Origin of the sequence: Aggregatilinea sp., assembly GCF_036822615.1 — a bacterium.
Taxonomy (GTDB): Bacteria; Chloroflexota; Anaerolineae; order Aggregatilineales; family Aggregatilineaceae; genus Aggregatilinea.
In genome coordinates this window covers 37,364-56,991 of the sequence record NZ_DAISHJ010000011.1, presented here as the reverse complement: position 1 = coordinate 56,991, position 19,628 = coordinate 37,364, and the positions used below count along the sequence as shown (strand labels likewise).

General features: G+C 62.5%; 13 protein-coding genes. 7 read left to right on the top strand and 6 right to left on the bottom strand.

The genetic code is table 11. The annotated features are described in order from the left end of the window. Positions 1-3 precede the first annotated feature (3 nt). Entirely contained in the window at positions 4-2,364 is a 2,361-nt protein-coding gene (hypD, locus tag V7116_RS05915; RefSeq protein WP_324390968.1) for a trans-4-hydroxy-L-proline dehydratase, read from the top strand. A gap of 8 nt (positions 2,365-2,372) precedes the next feature. Beyond that, entirely contained in the window at positions 2,373-3,659 is a 1,287-nt protein-coding gene (locus tag V7116_RS05910) for an aminopeptidase P N-terminal domain-containing protein (protein WP_324390967.1), read from the top strand. Between the two features lie 16 nt (positions 3,660-3,675). Here V7116_RS05910 and V7116_RS05905 read toward each other — a convergent pair whose 3' ends face one another. The 6 genes from V7116_RS05905 to V7116_RS05880 all read right to left on the bottom strand — a co-directional run bounded on the left by V7116_RS05905 (position 3,676) and on the right by V7116_RS05880 (position 12,595). Further along, a complete protein-coding gene (locus V7116_RS05905; RefSeq protein ID WP_324390966.1) occupies positions 3,676-4,485 on the bottom strand; it encodes an arylamine N-acetyltransferase family protein in 810 nt (269 codons plus the stop codon). Positions 4,486-4,528: 43 nt separating this feature from the next. Further along, on the bottom strand, positions 4,529-6,373 hold the full coding sequence (locus tag V7116_RS05900; RefSeq protein ID WP_324390965.1) for an ABC transporter ATP-binding protein: 1,845 nt from the start codon (positions 6,371-6,373) through the stop codon (positions 4,529-4,531). Further along, positions 6,360-8,120 (bottom strand): ABC transporter ATP-binding protein, encoded by a 1,761-nt coding sequence (locus V7116_RS05895; RefSeq protein ID WP_324390964.1) that lies wholly within the window; start codon positions 8,118-8,120, stop codon positions 6,360-6,362. The genes V7116_RS05900 and V7116_RS05895 overlap by 14 nt, the downstream gene beginning before the upstream one ends. A 254-nt stretch (positions 8,121-8,374) precedes the next feature. After that, positions 8,375-9,286, bottom strand: a complete 912-nt coding sequence (locus tag V7116_RS05890; RefSeq protein WP_324390963.1) for a universal stress protein — start codon at positions 9,284-9,286, stop codon at positions 8,375-8,377. A gap of 4 nt (positions 9,287-9,290) precedes the next feature. Then, on the bottom strand, positions 9,291-10,592 hold the full coding sequence (locus V7116_RS05885; protein WP_324390962.1) for an Nramp family divalent metal transporter: 1,302 nt from the start codon (positions 10,590-10,592) through the stop codon (positions 9,291-9,293). Between the two features lie 182 nt (positions 10,593-10,774). After that, positions 10,775-12,595: a DUF7933 domain-containing protein gene (locus tag V7116_RS05880; protein ID WP_324390961.1), complete on the bottom strand. Its 1,821-nt coding sequence runs from the start codon at positions 12,593-12,595 to the stop codon at positions 10,775-10,777. 476 nt (positions 12,596-13,071) lie between these two features. Here V7116_RS05880 and V7116_RS05875 point away from each other — a divergent pair, with 476 nt between their 5' ends. The 5 genes from V7116_RS05875 to V7116_RS05855 all read left to right on the top strand — a co-directional run bounded on the left by V7116_RS05875 (position 13,072) and on the right by V7116_RS05855 (position 19,626). Continuing rightward, entirely contained in the window at positions 13,072-14,427 is a 1,356-nt protein-coding gene (locus V7116_RS05875; RefSeq protein ID WP_324390960.1) for an MFS transporter, read from the top strand. 83 nt (positions 14,428-14,510) lie between these two features. Next, positions 14,511-15,548 (top strand): GNAT family N-acetyltransferase, encoded by a 1,038-nt coding sequence (locus V7116_RS05870; protein ID WP_324390959.1) that lies wholly within the window; start codon positions 14,511-14,513, stop codon positions 15,546-15,548. Positions 15,549-15,563: 15 nt separating this feature from the next. Beyond that, the gene (locus V7116_RS05865; RefSeq protein WP_324390958.1) at positions 15,564-16,946 is read left to right on the top strand and encodes a glycosyltransferase family 87 protein; all 1,383 of its coding nucleotides are present in this window, start codon (positions 15,564-15,566) and stop codon (positions 16,944-16,946) included. A gap of 258 nt (positions 16,947-17,204) precedes the next feature. Continuing rightward, entirely contained in the window at positions 17,205-18,143 is a 939-nt protein-coding gene (locus V7116_RS05860; protein WP_324390957.1) for a hypothetical protein, read from the top strand. A gap of 7 nt (positions 18,144-18,150) precedes the next feature. Beyond that, the gene (locus tag V7116_RS05855; RefSeq protein WP_324390956.1) at positions 18,151-19,626 is read left to right on the top strand and encodes a prenyltransferase/squalene oxidase repeat-containing protein; all 1,476 of its coding nucleotides are present in this window, start codon (positions 18,151-18,153) and stop codon (positions 19,624-19,626) included. Positions 19,627-19,628 lie beyond the last annotated feature (2 nt).

Below are 19,628 nucleotides of genomic sequence, written 5' to 3'. Positions count from 1 at the left end.
GCAATGAGCAGCCGAGTTGCCAAGCTGCGGCAGCAAAGCCTGGACGCGGTGCCGACCCTGTCGCCGGAGCGCGCCGAGCTGATGACGTGCTTTTACGAGGAACACACCGGGCGGATGTCCGCCCCGGTCGAGCGGGCGCTGTCGTTCGAATATCTGCTGGCGCATCGCGCACTGTGCATCAACGACGGCGAGCTGATCGTGGGCGAAAAAGGCCCTGCGCCGAAAGCTACGCCGACATATCCCGAACTGTGCTGCCATTCGCTCAAGGACCTGGAAATCCTCGACAGCCGCGAGAAGATCTCGTTCAAGGTCAGCCCCAGTACCTACAAGCTGTACGAGGAACGGTTCATCTCGTTCTGGCAGGGCAAGACCATGCGCGAGCGCATCTTGGGAGAGATGACGCCCGACTGGCTTGACGCTTACAACGCGGGCATCTTCACCGAGTTCATGGAGCAGCGCTCGCCCGGCCATACCGTGCTGGACGACAAAATTTACCACAAGGGCATGCTGGATTTCATCGCGGATATCGACGCCCGCCTGGAATCGCTCGACTTTCTGAACGACGCGGAAGCGTACCACAAGCAGGAGGAGCTTCGCGGAATGCGGATCGCTGCCGGGGCGGTGATCCACTTCGCGGAACGGTACGCGGAACTGGCCCGGCAGATGGCCGCCGCCGCGCCCGACGAGCAGCGCCGCGCGGAACTGGAACGCATCGCAGCGGTATGCGAGCACGTTCCGGCGCACGCCCCGCGCGACTTCTGGGAGGCGCTGCAATACTACTGGTTTGTGCACCTGGGCGTGACAATCGAGCTGAATCCGTGGGACGCGTTCAATCCCGGCAAGCTCGACCAGCACCTGTATCCGTTCTACCGGCAGGGCCTGGAAGACGGCACGCTCACCCGCGAGCAGGCCGAAGAACTGCTGCAGTGTTTCTGGATCAAGTTCAACAACCAGCCCGCGCCGCCGAAGGTGGGCGTGACGGCGGAAGAGAGCAACACCTATACCGATTTCGCGCAGATCAACGTGGGAGGCGTCAGGCCGGACGGCTCCGACGCGGTGAACGACGTCACGTTCTTGATCCTGGACGTGATCGAGGAGATGCGCCTGCTTCAGCCCAGTTCGTCGATCCAGGTGAGCAAAAAGAACCCGGATCGTTTCATCAAGCGGGCGGCGCGCATCATCCGCACCGGGTTCGGCCAGCCGTCGATCTTCAACACCGATGTGGTGGTGCAGGAATTGATCCGCCAGGGCAAGTCGCTGGTGGACGCGCGCTGCGGCGGCACGAGCGGGTGCGTCGAAACCGGCGCATTTGGCAAGGAAAACTATAACCTGTCGGGCTACTTCAACCTGCCCAAAGTGCTCGAAATCACGCTGAACAACGGCATCGATCCGCGCACCGGCAAACAGATCGGGTTGGAGACGGGCGATCCGCGCGCGTTCGCCACGTTCGAGGATCTGTTCGCTGCGTTCGAGCGCCAGTTGAATCACTTCATCGACATTAAGATTCGCGGCAATAACGTGATCGAGCGGTTGTATGCCGAGTTCCTGCCCGCGCCATTCCTGTCCCTGCTGATCGATGACTGCATCGCGCGCGGTAAGGACTATCACGACGGCGGCGCGCGCTACAACGTCACGTACATTCAGGGCGTCGGGCTGGGCACGATCACCGACGCGCTGACGGCGCTCAAGTATCACGTCTTCGACCAGCAAACGCTGACCATGGACGGCATGTTGTCGCTGCTGGCGGACGACTTCGCCGGGCACGAACGCGAACGGCTGACACTGCTCAACAAGACGCCGCGCTATGGCAACGACGACGACTATGCGGACGGCCTGATGGTCCGCACTTTCGACGCCTATTTCAACGCCATCGACGGGCGGCCCAACACGAAGGGCGGCACGTACCACATCGACCTGCTGCCTACCACCTGCCACATCTACTTTGGCTCGGTGTTGGGCGCCACGCCGGACGGTCGCCGCGCGTTTACGCCCGTCTCGGAGGGCATTTCCCCGGTGCAGGGCGCGGACCGCAACGGCCCGACCGCCGTGCTGAAATCCGCCGCCAAGATGGATCACACGCGCACGGGCGGCACGCTGCTCAACCAGAAGTTCACGCCGAGCCTGCTGGCCGACGACGCAGGCCTGGAGGGGTTGGTGCAAGTGGTGCGTACGTACTTCCGGCTGGACGGGCACCATATCCAATTCAACGTGGTGGACGCGGACACGCTGCGCGCGGCGCAGGCCCAGCCCGAGCAGTACCGCGACCTGATCGTGCGCGTGGCGGGATACAGCGATTACTTCTGCGACCTCGGTCAGGCGCTGCAAGATGAAATCATTGCACGCACCGAGCATCAGCGGTTCTAGGAGAGATGATGGCAAGTCAAGAGGAATGGACGGCGCGTTATATCGCCCGGCGGCGGGCGCTGCTGGATCGGATTGGCTCCGGCCTGATCCTGATCGATTCGTCGGGGCTGTCGCCCGATCCGTCGTTGTACGACCGGAACCTGCGCTACCTGACCGGGCTGGCCGATCGTAACGCTTACCTGCTGCTGGCTCCGCAGGGCATCATGGTCGAGCGGCTGGAGACGCGCACCGGGCCGGAACTGATGCGCGGGCGGCGCGTGCACGAGATCCTGTTCGTGGCGGAACCCGGCGCGCGTGAAGCCTTTATGGATGGCGTCAGCGTGTCGCTCGACGCGATCCGCGAGCAGACCGGCGTGGACCGCGTGTACGACCTGGGGCAGCTGGAGCCGATGCTGGCGGTCGTGCTGATGGACCAGGATACGCTGTGGCTGAACTCGCCCTACGCGCCGCGCCTGAACGAGCCGCTCACGTCCTATCTCAGCCTGATCGAGCGCATCCGGCAGCGTTTTTACTGGGTGCAGCTCAAGAATATCGCGTCCCAGATCCACCAGATGCGCTTCGTGAAAGACGCGCTCGAAGTCGAGTGTCTGCGCAGGGCGTTCGAGATCCACACCGAGGTTTTCGAGTCGATCATGCGCGCGCTCAAGCCCGGCACCACGGAGGCGCTGGGACAGGCGATCTTCGATTACGAGGTGTGCGTCAGAGGCGAGCCGGTCACATCGATGGGCAGCGAACATTACGCCAGCAGCGTGATCGTAGGCAGCGGCCCGAATGCGGCCATCCCGCACTACATGGCGAACCAGCGCGTGATCCAGGACGGCGATCTGGTGCTGATCGATTCCGGCGTGAGCTACAACGGCTACTCATCCGACATCACGCGGACGTTCCCGGCCAACGGGCGTTTCACGCCGCGCCAGCGCGCCCTGTACGCGGTTGTGCTGGAAGCCCTCTACGCGGCGATCGACACGATGAAACCCGGCTCGACCATGCTGGAAGCGCATCAGGCCGTGTATGACACGCTCAAGCGCTATGACCTCGCGCAGTACAGCTATGGCAACTGCGGCCACCCGGTTGGCCTGAGCATCCACGATCCGAACGGGCGCTACGCGGACGACCGCGAGCAGCCCTTCGAGCCGGGGGTCGTGGTGGTGATCGAGCCGTTCATCCTGCTGCCCGACGAGGGAATCGGCATTCGCATCGAGGACGGCGTGCTGATCACCGACTCGGGACACGAGATCCTGGCCGGACCTGCGCGCGAAATCGACGCGGTCGAGGCGCTGTGCCGCCGAGACTGATGGCGGCGCGGCTTCCTTACGACTGCTGCTGCAAAAACTCCTGGTGCTTCTGCCACACGATCTGCCATAGCACGGCGAGGTCGTTGTCCGGCAGGTGCAGATCGAACTGATCGCTCAGGACGCGGCGGTACGTCGTTTCATCTTCGATCGTCTCATCCTGCGCGCCCGCTTCGGTGATGGTGCGCAGGATGGCTCCCCGCAGCGTGATCATGCCCGCCGCCGTGAAGCGGTGGCATACCACCACGCGCACGAAACCCGATTCCGGCGACGTTTGCAGTTCGTGGCTTTTGGCGGCGAAGTCGTCCAGCGCGTGTGGTTCCAGCGTAAAGTCATAGCCGGGTCCGCCGTAAACGTGGTTGGTGAAGTGCCAGCGCTCCCCGCCGTTCGCCAGCCCATACGTCAGATACGCCTGCCGGTACTGACCGGGGCGGAGCGGCAGCGGCTCCACGAACCCGTTTCCAAAACCGACGTCCACGAGATAGGGCTGGTCGAGCCGCACCAGCAGGATCAGGTGGTTGTTCTTGGCGCGATCTCCGATGGCTTCCCGGTTGACCGCGCTCGACAGCAGCGTGACGTCGAATCCCAGTTCGCCCAGCGCCCACGCGAACAGCCCGTTCATCTCGTAGCACCAGCCGCCTCGGTGCCGGGTCACGATCTTGTCGAACACGGCGCTTTGATCCAGCACCAGCGATCGGTCCAGGTGGATGTCCAGGTTTTCGTATGCGATCGCCGTCAGATGTGCCCGCTGCAACGCGAACAATGTCTGCGGAGTTGGCTGGCGCTCACCCCGGTAGCCGATGCGTTCCAGGTAGGCGTTGATGTCCACGGCAGTTCCCTTCCTTTATCGGGTGATGGGCGGCTGTCAGCCCTCACGAACTCAACAGGATCTTGTCTGTCGCTTTGAACTGGCTCATGTACAGGCGGTAGTAGAACCCGGCCTGTTCCAGCAGGTCGTGATGCGAGCCGCGCTCGACGATCTCGCCGTCGCGGACGACGAGGATCATGTCCGCGTCGCGGATGGTGCTGAGGCGGTGCGCGATCACGAAACTGGTCCGCCCGTGCATCAGCCGCAGCATGGCTTCCTGGATCTGTACCTCGGTGCGCGTGTCGATGCTGCTCGTCGCTTCGTCCAGGATTAGGATGCCGGGATTCGCCAGGATCGCGCGCGCAATGGCGAGCAGTTGGCGCTGGCCCTGGCTCAGATTTCCGGCGCGTTCGGACAGCACGGTCGCGTAGCCGTGGGGCAGGCGGCGGATGAAGTGATCGGCGTTTGCCATGCGTGCGGCGGCGATCACCTCGTCGTCCGTCGCATCCAGCCGCCCGTAGCGGATGTTGTCCATCACCGGTTCCGAGAACAGGTACGTGTCTTGCAGCACGATGCCCAACTGGCGGCGCAGATCGGACGTTTTTAGGTCGCGGATGTCGACTCCGTCGATCTTGATGCGGCCCTCGTCCACGTCGTAGAAGCGCGACATCACGTTGATGAGCGTCGTTTTTCCGGCGCCGGTCGGTCCGACCAGCGCGATTGTCTGGCCCGGTTCCGCGCGCAGGCTGACGTGTTTCAGGATGGCGATGTCGGGATTGTAGCCGAACGTCACATCTTCGAATTCGACCCGCCCGCGCACCGTTTCGAGCGGGACCGCGCCCGGCTCGTCGGCCAGCTCGGGCGTTTCGTCCAGGATCTCGAAGACGCGCTCCGCCCCGGCCAGCGCCGACTGGATCGTACTGAACAGGTTCGAGACTTCGTTGATGGGGCGGCGAAGCTGCTGGGCATAGGTCAGGAAGCTGGCGATGATGCCGACCGTCGCGTGTCCTTCGATGGCCATCCAACCGCCCGCGCTCGCCACGATCACGAAGCCGAGGTTGTTGATCAGGTTGCCGCCGGGACCGAGCAGACCCGCGTAGGTCTGCGCGCGGATTGAGGCGGCCTGAAGCCGCCGGTTGGCCGACTCGAACTGGTCGATGACTTCCTGCTCGCGGCCATAGGCGCGCACGACCCTGCCGCCGCTGATCGTTTCCTCTACGATGCCGTCCAGGTCGCCCAGCGCGCTCTGCTGGTCGCGGAATCCCTGGCGGCTGTTTTTGGCGACGTAACGCGTCAGCGCCGTGATGCCGGGTAGGATGATCATGCTGAGCAGCGCCAGCGGCACGTTGATCGCCAGCATCAGCGCGACCACGCCGATCAGGGTGAGCAGGCTGGTCAGGAAGCTGATCACGTTTTCGCTGAGCACCGTGTTCACGTTTTCGACGTCGTTGGTCAACCGGCTCATCAGCTCGCCGTGCGGGCGCTGGTCGAAGTAGCGCAGCGACAGGGTTTGCAGCTTGGCGAAGACGTCCTGCCGCAGTTCGCGCACGGTGTGCTGTGCCACGCGCACCATCAGCACGGATTGGACCCACGTCGCCACGGAGAGGCCCAAAAACGCCGCCACCATGATCAGCACGATGCGCGCCAGCCCGCCCCGGTCCCCTTTGAGGATGTAATCGTCGATGGCGACGCCCATCAGGTACGGCCCCAACAGGTTCAGCCCGGTCGAGATCACGACCATCAGGATCACGGCCACCAGGGTCCAGCGCTGCCGCTGGAGGTAATGCCACAGGCGGGTCAGCGTGCCCTGCGTATCTTTTGCGCCGGTGACTGGCCCGCCGTGCCGCACCATCTGGCCGAGTTTGATCTCGGGCTGGGAGCGCTGCTGAGAGGTGTTAGGCGTTGACATGCGTAACCTCGTCGGATGTGACTGTGCCGCCGCCAAGCTGCGACTCGTAAATCTCGCGGTAAACCTCGCTGCTCGCCATCAAATCGTGGTGCGTGCCTTCCGCAACGATGCGGCCATCGTCCAACACCAGGATCTTATCGGCGGTCAGCACGGTACTGATGCGCTGGGCGACGATGAAGCTCGTCCGGCCCCGCATGATCTCGGCCAGCGCCGCCTGGATTTTGCTTTCGGTTTCCACGTCTACGGCGCTGGTGCTGTCGTCCAGGATCAGGATCGTAGGCTTTCGGATCAGCGCTCGTGCAATCGACAGGCGCTGCTTTTGCCCACCGGAGAGGTTCACCCCGCGCTGTCCTAACTGCGTGTCGTACCCTTCCGGCAGGGCGGAGATGAAGTCGTGCGCCTGGGCCGCCTGCGCCGCCGCGATCACGTCTTGCTCGCTGGCATCGAGCCGCCCCTGGCGAATGTTGTCGCGGATGGTGCCCGAAAACAGCACGGCTTCCTGCAGCGCGACGCCGATGTGGGCGCGCAGCTCGGCCTGGGGCACGTCGCGCACGTCTACGCCGTCAATGGTGATGGCCCCCGAATTCACGTCATAGAAGCGCGGGATCAGGTTCGTCAGGCTCGATTTGCCGGATCCCGTCGCGCCCAGCAGGGCGACGGTCTGGCCCGGTTCCGCGACGAAACTGACGTCCTGCAAGATCGGCTCACCGCCGTTGTAGCCAAACGAGACGTGCTCGAACGTGACCCGGCCCTGCGGGGTGAATCCGGCCTGCGCCTCCGGGCGATCCTGAACTTCCGGCTCGCTGGTCAGCACGCCGACCACACGCTTTCCAGACGCCTGCGCCCGCGAAATGCGCATCATGAGCATGCTGACCATCATCAGCGACATAAGCGTCTGGCGCAGGTAGTTCACGAACGCGATGATTTCGCCCGTCGTCATGCTGCCCTGAATGGTCTGGATGCCGCCGAGCCAGATCACGCTGACCACACCGGCATTGATCGCCAGGACCATGAACGGCGCGGTGACCACGCTGAGCTGCATGGCCTGGATCGAGGTGCCCATCAGCGCGTCGTTCGCGCCCCGGAAGCGCTCGTTTTCGTGCTCGCCGCGCACGAACGCTTTGACGACGCGCGCGCCGGATAGATTCTCCTGAATGACCGTGTTGACGCGATCTAGCCGTTCTTGCAGGCGCGTATAGAGCGGGAACGCCCGCCGGATGACGACCACCAGCATCAGGATCAGCAGCGCCATCAGGACGATCAGCAGCAGGGCGAGGCGCGGGCTGGTGATGATCGCCATGATCAGGCTGCCCACGACCAGCAGCGGCGCGCGGACCAGGATGCGCAGGCCCATCAAGACCATTTCCTGCACCTGATTTACGTCGTTGGTCAGCCGCGTGACCAGTTCCGCCGTGCCGAGCTTGTCCAGGTTGCCGAACGAGAGCGTCTGGACTTTGCGATAGGCGGCGATGCGCAAATCCGCGCCGAAGTTCATCGCCGCGCGCACGGCAAACACCGTGCAGCCGATGCCGCCCACCGCGCCGATCGACGTGACGAGGATCATCAGCAGTCCGGTGCGCAGCACCAGGGTGAGATCGCCCTGAGCGATGCCTTGATCGACGATGGTTTGGAGCAGGCGGGGCAGCATCAGGTCGCACACGACTTCCACGACCATCAGCAGCGGCGCGATCACTGCCAGATTCCGGTAGGGCTTGATGTAAATTCCGAGAGGCTTAAATGATTCCATAGGACACTCTGCGTGTAGGACGATGGCTCAATTCGACAGACGATCGCGGAAATGCGCATCGGTCAGTCGAACCAAATTATCCCGCATTTCGCTCAGAAAACAGCGCGAAAAGCCGCGCATTTGGCGCAGGATGCAAAACAGCGGCGGCGCGAGGAAAAACCCGGCTTCCTGAGGTTATACGGCGGGTAAGCCGGGATGTGGCGTAAAAAAGGAGATGCCCTGCTGATTTCGGTGGGGCAAGGTGTCTTTAGCTTCTACGCTGTTGTGCCGCGCGCACAGATCAGCAGGATCGGCGTGCGCGTTTGCCGGGCCAGCTTCGGCGTGATGCTGCCGGCCCAGAACGCTTCGAGGCCCGCTTTGCCATGTGTACCCAGGACGATGACGTCCGCGCCGAACGTTTTGGCCGTGCGTGCGATCACCGCCGAGGGTTCGCCGCGCGCCGTGCTGATGCTCGCGTGCCGCCCGTCGTGCTTGAGCCGGGTTTCGTGCGCCCGCAGATAGTCCTCCGCGCCCTGCTGCTTCAGGTTGAGCATGGCCGCGGCTGCAGAGGGCAGCATACGCGCTGTGGACGCCATCTCCCCGGTGAGCGTGCTCGTTTTGTGAACCGCCGTCACCAACCGGATTTCCGCCGAGCACGCCTGCGCCAGTTCGCTGACGATGGGCAGGCTTGCCTCGTGATCGGGATCGCCGTCCAGCGGCACGAGGATCTTGTGGCACACGAACGGCGGAAACTCGCCCGACTCGGGCGGCTGGATCACCAGCACCGGGCAGGAACATGCGGCGATCACGTGCTGCGCAATGCTGCCGAACAGCCACGAATGCATGCCCATCCGCCCGTGTGTGCACATGATGATCAGGTCCGAATCGGTTTCTTGAACGTGATCGACGATGCTGCGCGCCACGTTGCTTACTTCCGTGGTGTGCACGTGGCGCTCCACGGTCAATGAGAGGGGCAGCATTCGTTCGGCCACGTCAGCTAGATAGGTGCACGCTTCGTCGTTGCTCGTCAGGTGGCGATCGCCGTGGACTTCGCTCGGCGCGTTTTGCTCGATGATGTGGATGAGGGTGATGTCTGCGCCCAGGATCTGTCCCAACATCGCGGCGGCGGGCAGCGCTGCTTCGGCCAGATGCGAGCCGTCGAGTGGAACGAGCAGATGCTTAAACATGGCGCTACCCTCCCCAAAATGTCTGGTAGAGCAAATAGAGATTCAGGAAAATGATGAGGCCCGCGACGAATATCGCCAGCGCGGTCGTGGTGCGCTTGTTCACGAGCACGCCCATAATATCACGCCGCCGGGTGAACATGACCAGCGGCACGACGGCGAACGGCAGGCCAAAACTCAGCACGACCTGGCTGATGACGAGCGTGCGCGTTGGATCGAGGCCCATTGCGATCACGACCAGCGAGGGCAGCATGGTGACCAGCCGCCGGAGCCACGGCGCGACGTGACGGTGGATGTAGCCCTGCATGATCACCTGCCCGGCCATCGTGCCGACCGATGCGGAGGACAGCCCCGACGCCAACAGCGAGATCGCAAAGACCGCGCTCGCCGCCGATCCTAGCAGCGGCTCCAGCGTCGTGTGCGCCTGCTCGATCGTGCCGACGTCGCTCATGCTGCGCGTGTGGAAGGTGGATGCAGCCATGATGAGCATGGCGGCGTTGATCATGCTCGCCAGCCCCATCGCCACCAGCACGTCGATGATCTCGAAGCGGAACAGGCGGCGAAGCTGCACCGGATCTTTGACGACGATCCGGCCCTGGGTCAGCGCGGAATGCAGAATGATCGCGTGGGGCATCACGGTCGCGCCCAGGATGCCGGTCGCCAGCAGAATGCTTTCCGTGCCTGCGAACTGCGGCACGACCGCGTGATGAAACACCTGGCCCCAATCGGGCCTGTCGAGGATCGTCTCGATCACGTAGCTGATGGCCACCGTGCCCACGAGCACGCTGATCACGGCTTCCAGCGGGCGGAACCCGTGCCGCTCCAGACCCAGGATCAGAAATGTGGCGACGGCGGTCATCAGGCCCGCGATCCACAGCGGAATGCCGAACAGCAAGTTGAAGCCCAACGTCGCGCCCAGGAATTCCGCGAGGTCGGTCGCCATCGCCACCACTTCCATCAGCACCCACATCGTGTACACGACGGGGCGGGGGAAGTGCGCCCGGCATAATTCGGCCAGATTCATGTTCGACGCGATGCCGAGTTTGGCCGAGAGCATCTGGAGCAGCATCGCCATCAGGTTGCTGGCGACGATCACCCACAGCAGTATGTAACCGAACTGCGCGCCGCCCTGAATGTTGGTGGCGAAGTTGCCCGGATCGACATACGCCACGCTGGCGATGAATGCAGGCCCCAGGAAGGGGAGGAGGCGCGCCACACGCCCTTTTTGGCTGCGGCCCTCCAGAATTTCAGCGGCGGCTTCGACCGTTCCGACGTCGCCCCGTTTGATATCGCTTACAGACTCTTTCATGCGGTGTCCGATCCGGTGGTTATGATGCGTCTTTCCGGATCGATCATACACCGATGCGCCGCCGACTGGCGTCCGAGTTTCGCAAGAGCGAGGGAGTGGGTCACACGGGGCAGGCAGGTTCGCGGAAACGAAAACGGGGCACCCGTCTGGATGCCCCGCGTGATTCTGCTTGCCGGAGGAACCTAGGGGACGAGCACGACCGTGCCCGCGGCAGGGATCAGACCGCAGGTGTAGCCCAGTTCCGGCGTGGCACTCAACTGGCTGAGCTGGCGCGGCGCGGTGGTCGCGTTCAGGTAGAACAACCGCCCGCTGCCGCTGAGGCACACTTTCACGGATGCCGTGAAGGCCGGAACCGACGTGTTGCCTGCCATCCCGAATACATCAACCGCCTGGATCACGCCCATCTGGATCACAGCCGGATCGCCCACTTCGGCGGGGCCGTTGACGTACGCGCTGTTTTCGGCGAGTACGCGGCAGAAGACGCCGCCGTTCGGCACCGTGCCGGACGGCACATCCGCACGAATGATCGGGTTGGTCGAGCCATCGAGATCCTGGCACAGCGGCGCCTGGGCGCGCGCGTTGTCCTCGGCGCTGTGGTCAGGGTATGTCGTGCTGCTGCTGCCGCTGGAAGTGGTCGGAGCCGCAAGGCTTACCGTGAGCGTCGCAGTATCGGTGCTGTCGTTGGCGGGCAGGCTGCTGCTCGCGCTGGCGAACTGGTTTACATATGTGCCGATCGTCGCGCCCGACACACGCGCGGTGACCGTGCAGCTCGTGCTGTGCGCCACAGCGCCGCCGCTCAGCGACAGGACGCTGCCCGCATCGACCAGTGCTCCACCGCAGTTTCCGGTGGCCGAGCCTGCCGTCAGGGTCAGGCCCGCCGGAAGTGTGTCGCTGAACGTCACAGCGGCGGCGTCACTCGTCGCGCTCAAATTCGAGAGCGTGATCGTGAGGGTGGCTTCCTGTCCCGGCGTGACGGTTGACGGGGTGAACGTCTTGGTGAACATCAGCGTGCCCGATGGCGGTACGTACACCTCGAACGCCCCGATATCACAGTTGGCTCCGGTTGGCTGGGGACGCGAGGTGCCGCGCTGATCGTTGGGCACGGTGCAGGAGGCGGCTGGAATCTGGTCCAGGGCGGCGCTGGTGGCCGTCAAGGCGTGCGTCGGTGTGACGCCGCCGTTATCCCCGAGGGGCGATACGCCCGGCGCGGTATTGACCAGATCCGTTGCCAGGGGTATCAGCATCCCACAGCCATCACCGACGAGGTTATACCCGCCGGAGGTCAGAGTGCCCGTTGCGCCGGTAGCCGGATAGCCCGCGGCCAGACAGTTGACCTCGTTTGAAGTGGCCGGTCCGTAATTATCCGACAGGATCGAGCCGGTGATCGTCGCGCTGCCGCCGTTACCGACTGCGATGCCACCGCTTTCGCGCCCGTAATAGGCGAGATCAGAGAAGTTATTGGTGATGGTGACGTACTGGAAGGATGACGCGCCGGTGATGAACGCGCCGCCGCCGAAGTTTTGCGAGCTGTTTCCTGAAAGCGTGCTGTTGATAACCGTGGTCGTGCTGCCCGGCGCGCCGTAAATGCCGCCGCCGCCCGGTCCGGCGGCGACGTTGTTGATGACCGAGCTGTAGCGCAGCGTCAGGATGCCGCTGTTGTTGATCCCGCCGCCGAACATGGCCGAGCCGTTGCGGATGGTGAGATTTTCAAGTGTGACGGTGGATCCCGCCGCAATGGTTATGACGCCGCTGGCGCCATTTCCATCGATGACGATCCCACCGCTGGTTGGCCCGGAAATGACGAGGTTTTTATTGACGGTCAGCGTCCCGCTTGTGAGCGTGATGGTGCCCGAAACGCTGAAGTCAATGATGTCGCCTGGGGCCGCATCGAGGATTGCCTGCCGGAGCGAGCCGGCCCCGGTATCGTTCGTATTGGTGACCGTGATGGTCGCCGCCTCAGCCCGTGGAAGCTGGGGCGAAAAAGTGAAAACTAGTCCCATCATGAGGCAGATGGATAGAAAAAGTGATAATTTGCGGTACTGCATAACTCCCCCCCCGGAACTACGCGGAACATTGATGTTTAGCAGTTGCGTGCTGAGACGGACTCGTTGCCCGGTGAGCGGAGCGGTTTGGGTACGCCTCGGAGGCGGACTGCGATGCTAATAGTAGCACAGTAAGTATAACATTACAAAGCGCTGATCGAGCGGATTGCGGGCGTGACCAGAACGCTGAGAGAAAACTCAAAATCGTCCACTGCGCGTTACATGTTTTGCTCAATATAATTCCCCGCAGCTTCCACTGTTATCTAGTTAAGTTATGTATGGTTTGAAGTGCTACATCTTTTTGTTTTTACTATTTTCATATATCAGTATGGTTATAACTTGCAATTTGAGGCCAAGTTGGGTTATCCTGGCGTTAGTCAAGTGTGACGCGGTCAGGTTTGGTTGAGGCTCCGGTGCGGCAGGATTCGGCACGCGATATGCGCGTTTTTTTCGCGGTGTGGTTTGGGCAGTTGATTTCGATCATCGGCTCCAACCTCACGTCTTTTGCGCTTGGCGTGTGGGTCTACGAACGGCACGAATCCGCGACCGAGTACGCGCTTATTTTTCTGTTCACGTCCATCGCGCAGGTGTTGGTGTCGCCCTTTGCGGGGGCGCTGGTCGATCGCTGGGATCGCCGCCTCGTAATGCTCATTAGCGACTGCGGCGCGGGAGCGAGTTCGCTCGCGGTGGCGATCTTGCTGGCAGGCGGTCACCTCGCGGTTTGGGAAGTCTATGCCGCCGTGTTCGTCAGTGCGGCCTGTGGGGCCTTCCAGTGGCCCGCCTATACTGCGGCGACGGTGCTGCTGGTCCCGCAGAAACATTACACCCGCGCCAGTGGCATGATGGACATCGGCTATGGGATCTCGACTCTGGTCGCGCCCGCGCTCGCCGGGGCGATTATGCTGGCGGCTGGCGTGCAGGTCGTGCTCATGATCGACTTCGCTACCTTCATCTTTTCGGTCGTGACGCTGTCGCTGGTGCGGTTTCCACATCCGGCCCAAACAGATGAGGCGCAGCAGCATCGCGGATCGCTGTGGAGCGAAATGCGCTACGGGTGGTCATACGTCGCTTCCCGGCGCGGGCTGCTGGCGCTGCTTGGCTTCTTCGCCATCGTCAACTTCTTGACCGGCATTATGACGGTGTTGAGCGTGCCGCTGATCCTGTCCTTTACGTCCGAGGGGCGGCTTGGCACGATGATGTCGATTGGCGCGGTGGGGGGCTTGCTGGGCAGCCTCGCCGTCAGCGTTTGGGGCGGGCCGCGGCGGCGCATTGTTGGCGTGCTGCTGTTCGGCGGGCTGGTTGGATTGGGCAGCATTTTGATCGGCCTGCGCGCGTCGGTGTGGTTCGTCACGGCGGCGATGGGGCTGGCATTTTTCTGCTATCCGATCGTCAGCGCGTGCAGCCAGTCGATCTGGATGAGCAAGGTCGCGCCCGATGTCCAGGGGCGGGTGGCGTCGGTGCGCTCGGTCGTCGTCTTTCTGTCAATGGCGCTGGCGTCACCGATTGGCGGCCCGGCGGCAGATTACGTTTTCGAGCCGCTGCTGGCGCCCGGCGGCGCACTGGCGTCCAGTGTGGGCCGCGTGATCGGCGTCGGACCGGGGCGCGGCACGGCGCTGATCTTCATCCTGATGGGCGTCCTGATGATCGTGACTGTCATCGGCGCTTGGACGTATCCGCACCTGCGCCGGATCGACGCCGAACTGCCGGATTTCCAGGGAGTTAACAATACTCTAACAAATGCTTCCGGCGCGCTGGCGGTTAATGGAGAATTTAGTGACATTTTGAGCGCTTGAATCTATTTACAAATAAGAAAGAGTTGTTTTATAGTTAGATGGGAATTTGTTTTTAATTTTGAACAATGCCGGGCGGGGGCAGAATGATGTTCGACATCCAGGTGCTGCACAGCATCACGGAGATCGATGCGGTGAAATGGGACCGTTTTAACCGGTCCTGCCCCTTTGCCAGCCATCAATGGTACCGTTTTGGCGAGGCTGCGCAGCCCGAAGACCAGCCTTTCTACATCTTACTATCGAAACAGGGTGAGCTTGTCGCGCGGGCGGTTTTCTGGCTGGTGCGCCAGGAGCCGCTGCCCATCGCCTGGATGCCCGCACGGCGCGGCTTGCAGGCCGTGTTCCGTCGCTGGCCTCTGCTGATCTGCCGTACGGCGCTGGCGCACGCGCCGGGCCTGCTGCTGCCACGGGATGAGTCTCGGCAGGAAGCGCTGGCAACCTTCGCGCGCGTCGCGGATGACATCGCCCGCGAGCACGGCGCGTCCGCGATCCTTTTCGACTATCTTTCCGCTGGTGCGTCGGTGTCATCCAACTGGCCCGAAGGGTACGCGTTGATGGACCTTGGCGAGCCGGGTACGCGCCTGATGCTGGATGCGCCCGATTTTGACGCATATGTGAGTGGGTTGGGGAAGTCGGCCCGCAAGGATTATCACCGCCACACGAACCGCGCCGCCGATCTCGGCATCACCATCGCCTACCACGACTCGGCTGTGCAGGCTGAAGCGGCGCTCGCGCTGATCCGCGACGTCGAACAGCATCATCACGCCTCGCCCTATCCGAACGCTCGTCATCTGCTCAAACATATGGGCATGGTGGGCGGCACATGGATCACCGCCACCATCGGCGAGCGCCTTGTGGGCTGCGGCCTGCTGGTTGGCGACGGCTCAACGCAGTTTTTGACGCTGCTGGGCCTGGATTACTCCGTGAACTTTACCTACTTCCAGCTTTTTTATGCCGCGATCCGGCGTGCGATCGAGCTGGGTGTGTCCGACCTGCGCGGCGGCAGCGGCGCATACGACTTCAAAAAACGTCTGGGGTTCGAGATTGAGCCGAACGACCAGATCGCGCTCAAAGCCACCAATCCGGTACTGAGCCGGGTTGCGCGGTGTTTTGCCGGAGCCTGATAGGGAGACGCTGGCGTGAAGAAATTGATTGGGACGACCAGTTTGCCGGAGATGTGGGCGCGATCCAGGACGTTTCGCCGGGTTCTCGTCGCCACGCTGATCTTCGCGGTGCTGCGGCTGCTGATGCAGTTCTTTTTGCTGGCCGGAACCGTGTACGAGGGGGAAACCGAGGACGGGTTTTTCCCGCCCGATCTCCAGGTTTACATCGATGCGGCGGATCATTTCAGAGCAGGTGAGGATCTTTACCTGAAGGGATCTCTGGCGCACCTGGAAAGCCATTACACCTATGCGCCATCGTTCGCCGTGCTGGCGGTCCCGCTGCTGTGGCTGCCGCCTGCCGTGGTGGCCTGGGGCGACACCCTGTTCCACCTCTTCGCGTACATCGTGCTCTATTTCTGGTGGAATCGCATCTTCCGCAAGCTGGAACTTCACCGCGCACGGGAAGGGCTTGCGTGGCTTCTGCCGGTGTGGCTCATATTCTCGGCCTTCTGGGGCGACCTGAACTACCTCAATATCTACGTGCCGATGGCGCTGTTGGGCACGCTGTTGATCGAAGCAATTCTGGACGAGAACCTGGGCTGGTCTGTCCTGTGGCTGTCGATTGTCCTGCAAATCAAGCCGCAGTGGGCATTCGCGGCGGCGGTGCCGCTGCTGTTGGGCCATTATCGTTTCTTCTGGAAGCTGGCCGCCTCGACCCTGGCCGCGTTCGTCGCAATCGATGGCGTGACGATGCTGGTGATGGGGCCGGCATACGGCTGGCAGCAGCACATCGACTATGTACGCTTGCTGGAACGCCTCAGCCGCGACTTTCCCTGGCGCGAGTTCAGTTCCGGCTTTCTGGGCTACAACCATTCCATCACTCAGACCGTGATCTATCTGGCTGGCAACTCTGCCGCGAGCCTGCGCCTTGCAGGCGTCATCAAGCTGGCAATCCTGCTGCCCCTGGTCGCGGTCGCGCTGCGCGCACTGCGCCATCCCCGGCGCGGCGACTCCCCGATCGAAGCGCAGCAGCTTGGTCTGGAATGGGCCTTTGCGCTCTACATGGGCGCGTTCATCTGGCTCGACATGGTGTGGGAACTCACGCTGGGCATTGCTGTTTTTACCTACCTGATCGTGACGGTGGAAGGCTCACGGATAAAGACCTGGTTGTGGGCGGTGTTCATGGTATACGCCCTGGCCGATCTCTGGCAGATGGTGAGCTATCTGGCGTTGGGTGACGCGGCGCTGATTCAGGACGCATACGTGGTGACGGACCCCAACATGTACATTCCGGTTGTGATGATCGTCATCCTCAGTTTTTACGCGCTGCTGGTATCTCGTTTGTGGGCGGCCACTGCGCCCGCGATCGAGGAATCTACGGCGCGACAGGCAGTCGAAACGGTTGGCGCGTCGCGTTAGCGCGGTGTATGGCTTCTTCAGCTTTCCGTCCCAATTGGGCGCGGTTGATGCGTTGAAGTGAAAAATCGAGCGGGGCCGTCCGGAAACAGACACACTCCCCTGTGGCGAGTTTCCGGGCGCGGTCGAGAGTGTTCCAGGCAGCAGTGAACCGTTGTGCGGGTCACGCGTAGACGAGAGTGACCGTGTTCCCTGCTACCCTCCGCCCGGTGACAGAGCACAGAACGTACTTATCTATCGTCGTATTGGACTGACTACATCATGGACGCCACAACCTTCTTTAGCTTATCCGACGCGCAAGTCGCCGGGCTGGTCCGCGCACAAGGGCCCAAGGTGTGCGTGTTTCCCATTAACGGGACGCGCCGCTGGTTTCTGCTGGAGTATCCTCCACAGCCCGACGATGACGACCCGCTGGCCGCCTATGTGGATGCGGTCGAGGTGGGGCACATCGACGTGTATCGCCTGATGTTCGACCACGGCATCGATACGCTGCTGACGCCCTGCTTCGGTCCCGATCTGCTTGAGCGCGGCGACGACTACATCGAAATGGCGGTTGAAGGGCTGGCGCGGCTGGCGACGCACCCGCGCTTTTTGACCTTCTACGAGGAGTACGGCGTTCGCGTCCGGTTTTATGGCGATTACCGCAAATACTTCGCCGGGACGCCCTACGCCTACGTGTGCGACCTGTTCGATCAGCTCACCGAACAGACCCGTGCGAACGACCGGGCGCGGTTGTTCTTCGGATTGTTTGCGAACGATGCCGCGGAGACGGTCGCGGAGCTGGCGATCGACTACTACCGCGAGCATGGCAGCGCGCCGGATAAGGACACTATCGTCCGCCTGTACTATGGCGAGGAGGTCGCGCCGGTCGATTTTTTCATCGGCTTCGACCGGTTCAGCGCTTTTGATATGCCGTTGATTGCGACCGGCAACGAAGACCTTTATTTCACGGTCGCACCCTCTCTTTATCTCTCGGCTGAGTCTCTGCGGCGTATTCTCTACGATCATCTCTACACCCGGCGCGATGCCGAGCCGGATTACGCCGCTCTACAACCCGCCGATTGGGCCGTTATGAAAGCCTTTTATCACGCTAACCGGAATGCGATTCTGGGGATAGGAGCCAAGCAGGATCATGGTGGTTACTGGTACCCGCTTCCAGAAGTCAAGCTACCCGACTTTTCTTCTGAATCCAATGGATAACATGGGTGTGGACTTCCGTCAGAATATCAAAGATCTTCTGAAAGAAGTTGGACCGGGACGCATTCTGAACACGGCTTACGACACAGCGTGGATCGCGCGGCTCCGGGATCTGGATGAAGGCATGGGCGACCGCGCGTTGGAATGGCTGCGCGAAAATCAGCTTCCCGACGGCAGTTGGGGCGCGGCGCATCCGCGTTATTACCACGACCGCCTGATCTGTACGCTGTCGGCCATGATGGCGCTGGCGAGCTATGGTAAGCCGGAGGATCGCCCACGGTGGCAGCGCGCGCAGCTGGCGCTGGAAACGATCACTAAGGGGCTGCCCGCCGACCTGTCGGGCGAGACGATCGGGTTCGAGATGATCGCGCCAACGCTGGTCACCGAGGCCAAGTCGATGGGGCTGGACGGGGTTCACTGGAACGGAACGCTGACCCAGCTCGAGCGGTCGCGCGCGGCCAAGATTGCGTCGCTGCCGGGTGGCATGATCAGCCGCCAGGTGACCGTGGCGTTTTCGGCGGAGATGGCGGGACCGGATGGCTTGCGGCTGCTGGACGTGGATCACTTGCAGGAGGCCAACGGGTCCATCGGGCACAGCCCGTCCGCGACGGCGTACTATGCGCTGTACGTGCGACCGGAAGATCCGCTGGCAATGCAGTACCTGCGCGATACGGTTACCGGAGAAGGCGGCGCGCCGGACGTTGCCCCGTTCGACGTGTTCGAACAGGCCTGGACGTTATGGAACATTTCCCTGATCAACGGCATCGATCAGGAAACCCTGGAACTGTGCCAGCCGCATCTCAACTTTTTGCAGAATGCCTGGAAGCCAGGGGTCGGAACCGGGTTTGGCGCAGGCTACTCGCCCAAGGATGGCGACGACAGCAGCCTCGTATTCGACGTGCTGCGGCGTTACGGCTGCGACGTCGATCTTGAAGCGATCCTGCGCTACGAGCAGGGCGATCACTATCGCTGCTACGAGCTGGAAGCCAACCCGTCCATCAGCGCCAATATTCACGTCCTCGGCGCGCTGCGACAGGCCGGGCTGCCTGCCGATCACCCCTCGGTGCAGACGGCGTTCCAGTTCCTGAAGCGCATCCAGACCATCGGGCTGTTCTGGTTCGATAAGTGGCATTCCTCGCCGTACTACCCGACTTCGCACATGATCATCTCCGCCGCCGGATGGCTGGAAGATGAAATTGTGGATAACGCGGTGCGCTGGGTTCTGGAAACCCAGAACCGCGACGGATCGTGGGGATTCTATACGCCCACAGCCGAAGAAACGGCGTACTGCTTGCAGGCGCTGGTGATGTGGAAACGCAGCGGCCACACGATCCCCGATGGCGTGATCGAGCAGGGGGCGGCGTGGCTGCTGGAACACAGCACTGCGCCGAATCCGCCGCTGTGGATTGGTAAATGCTTGTACTGTCCGGTCCTGGTCGTGCGCTCCGCGATTCTGAGCGCGCTGATCCTGGCAGCAGAAGATTGAGA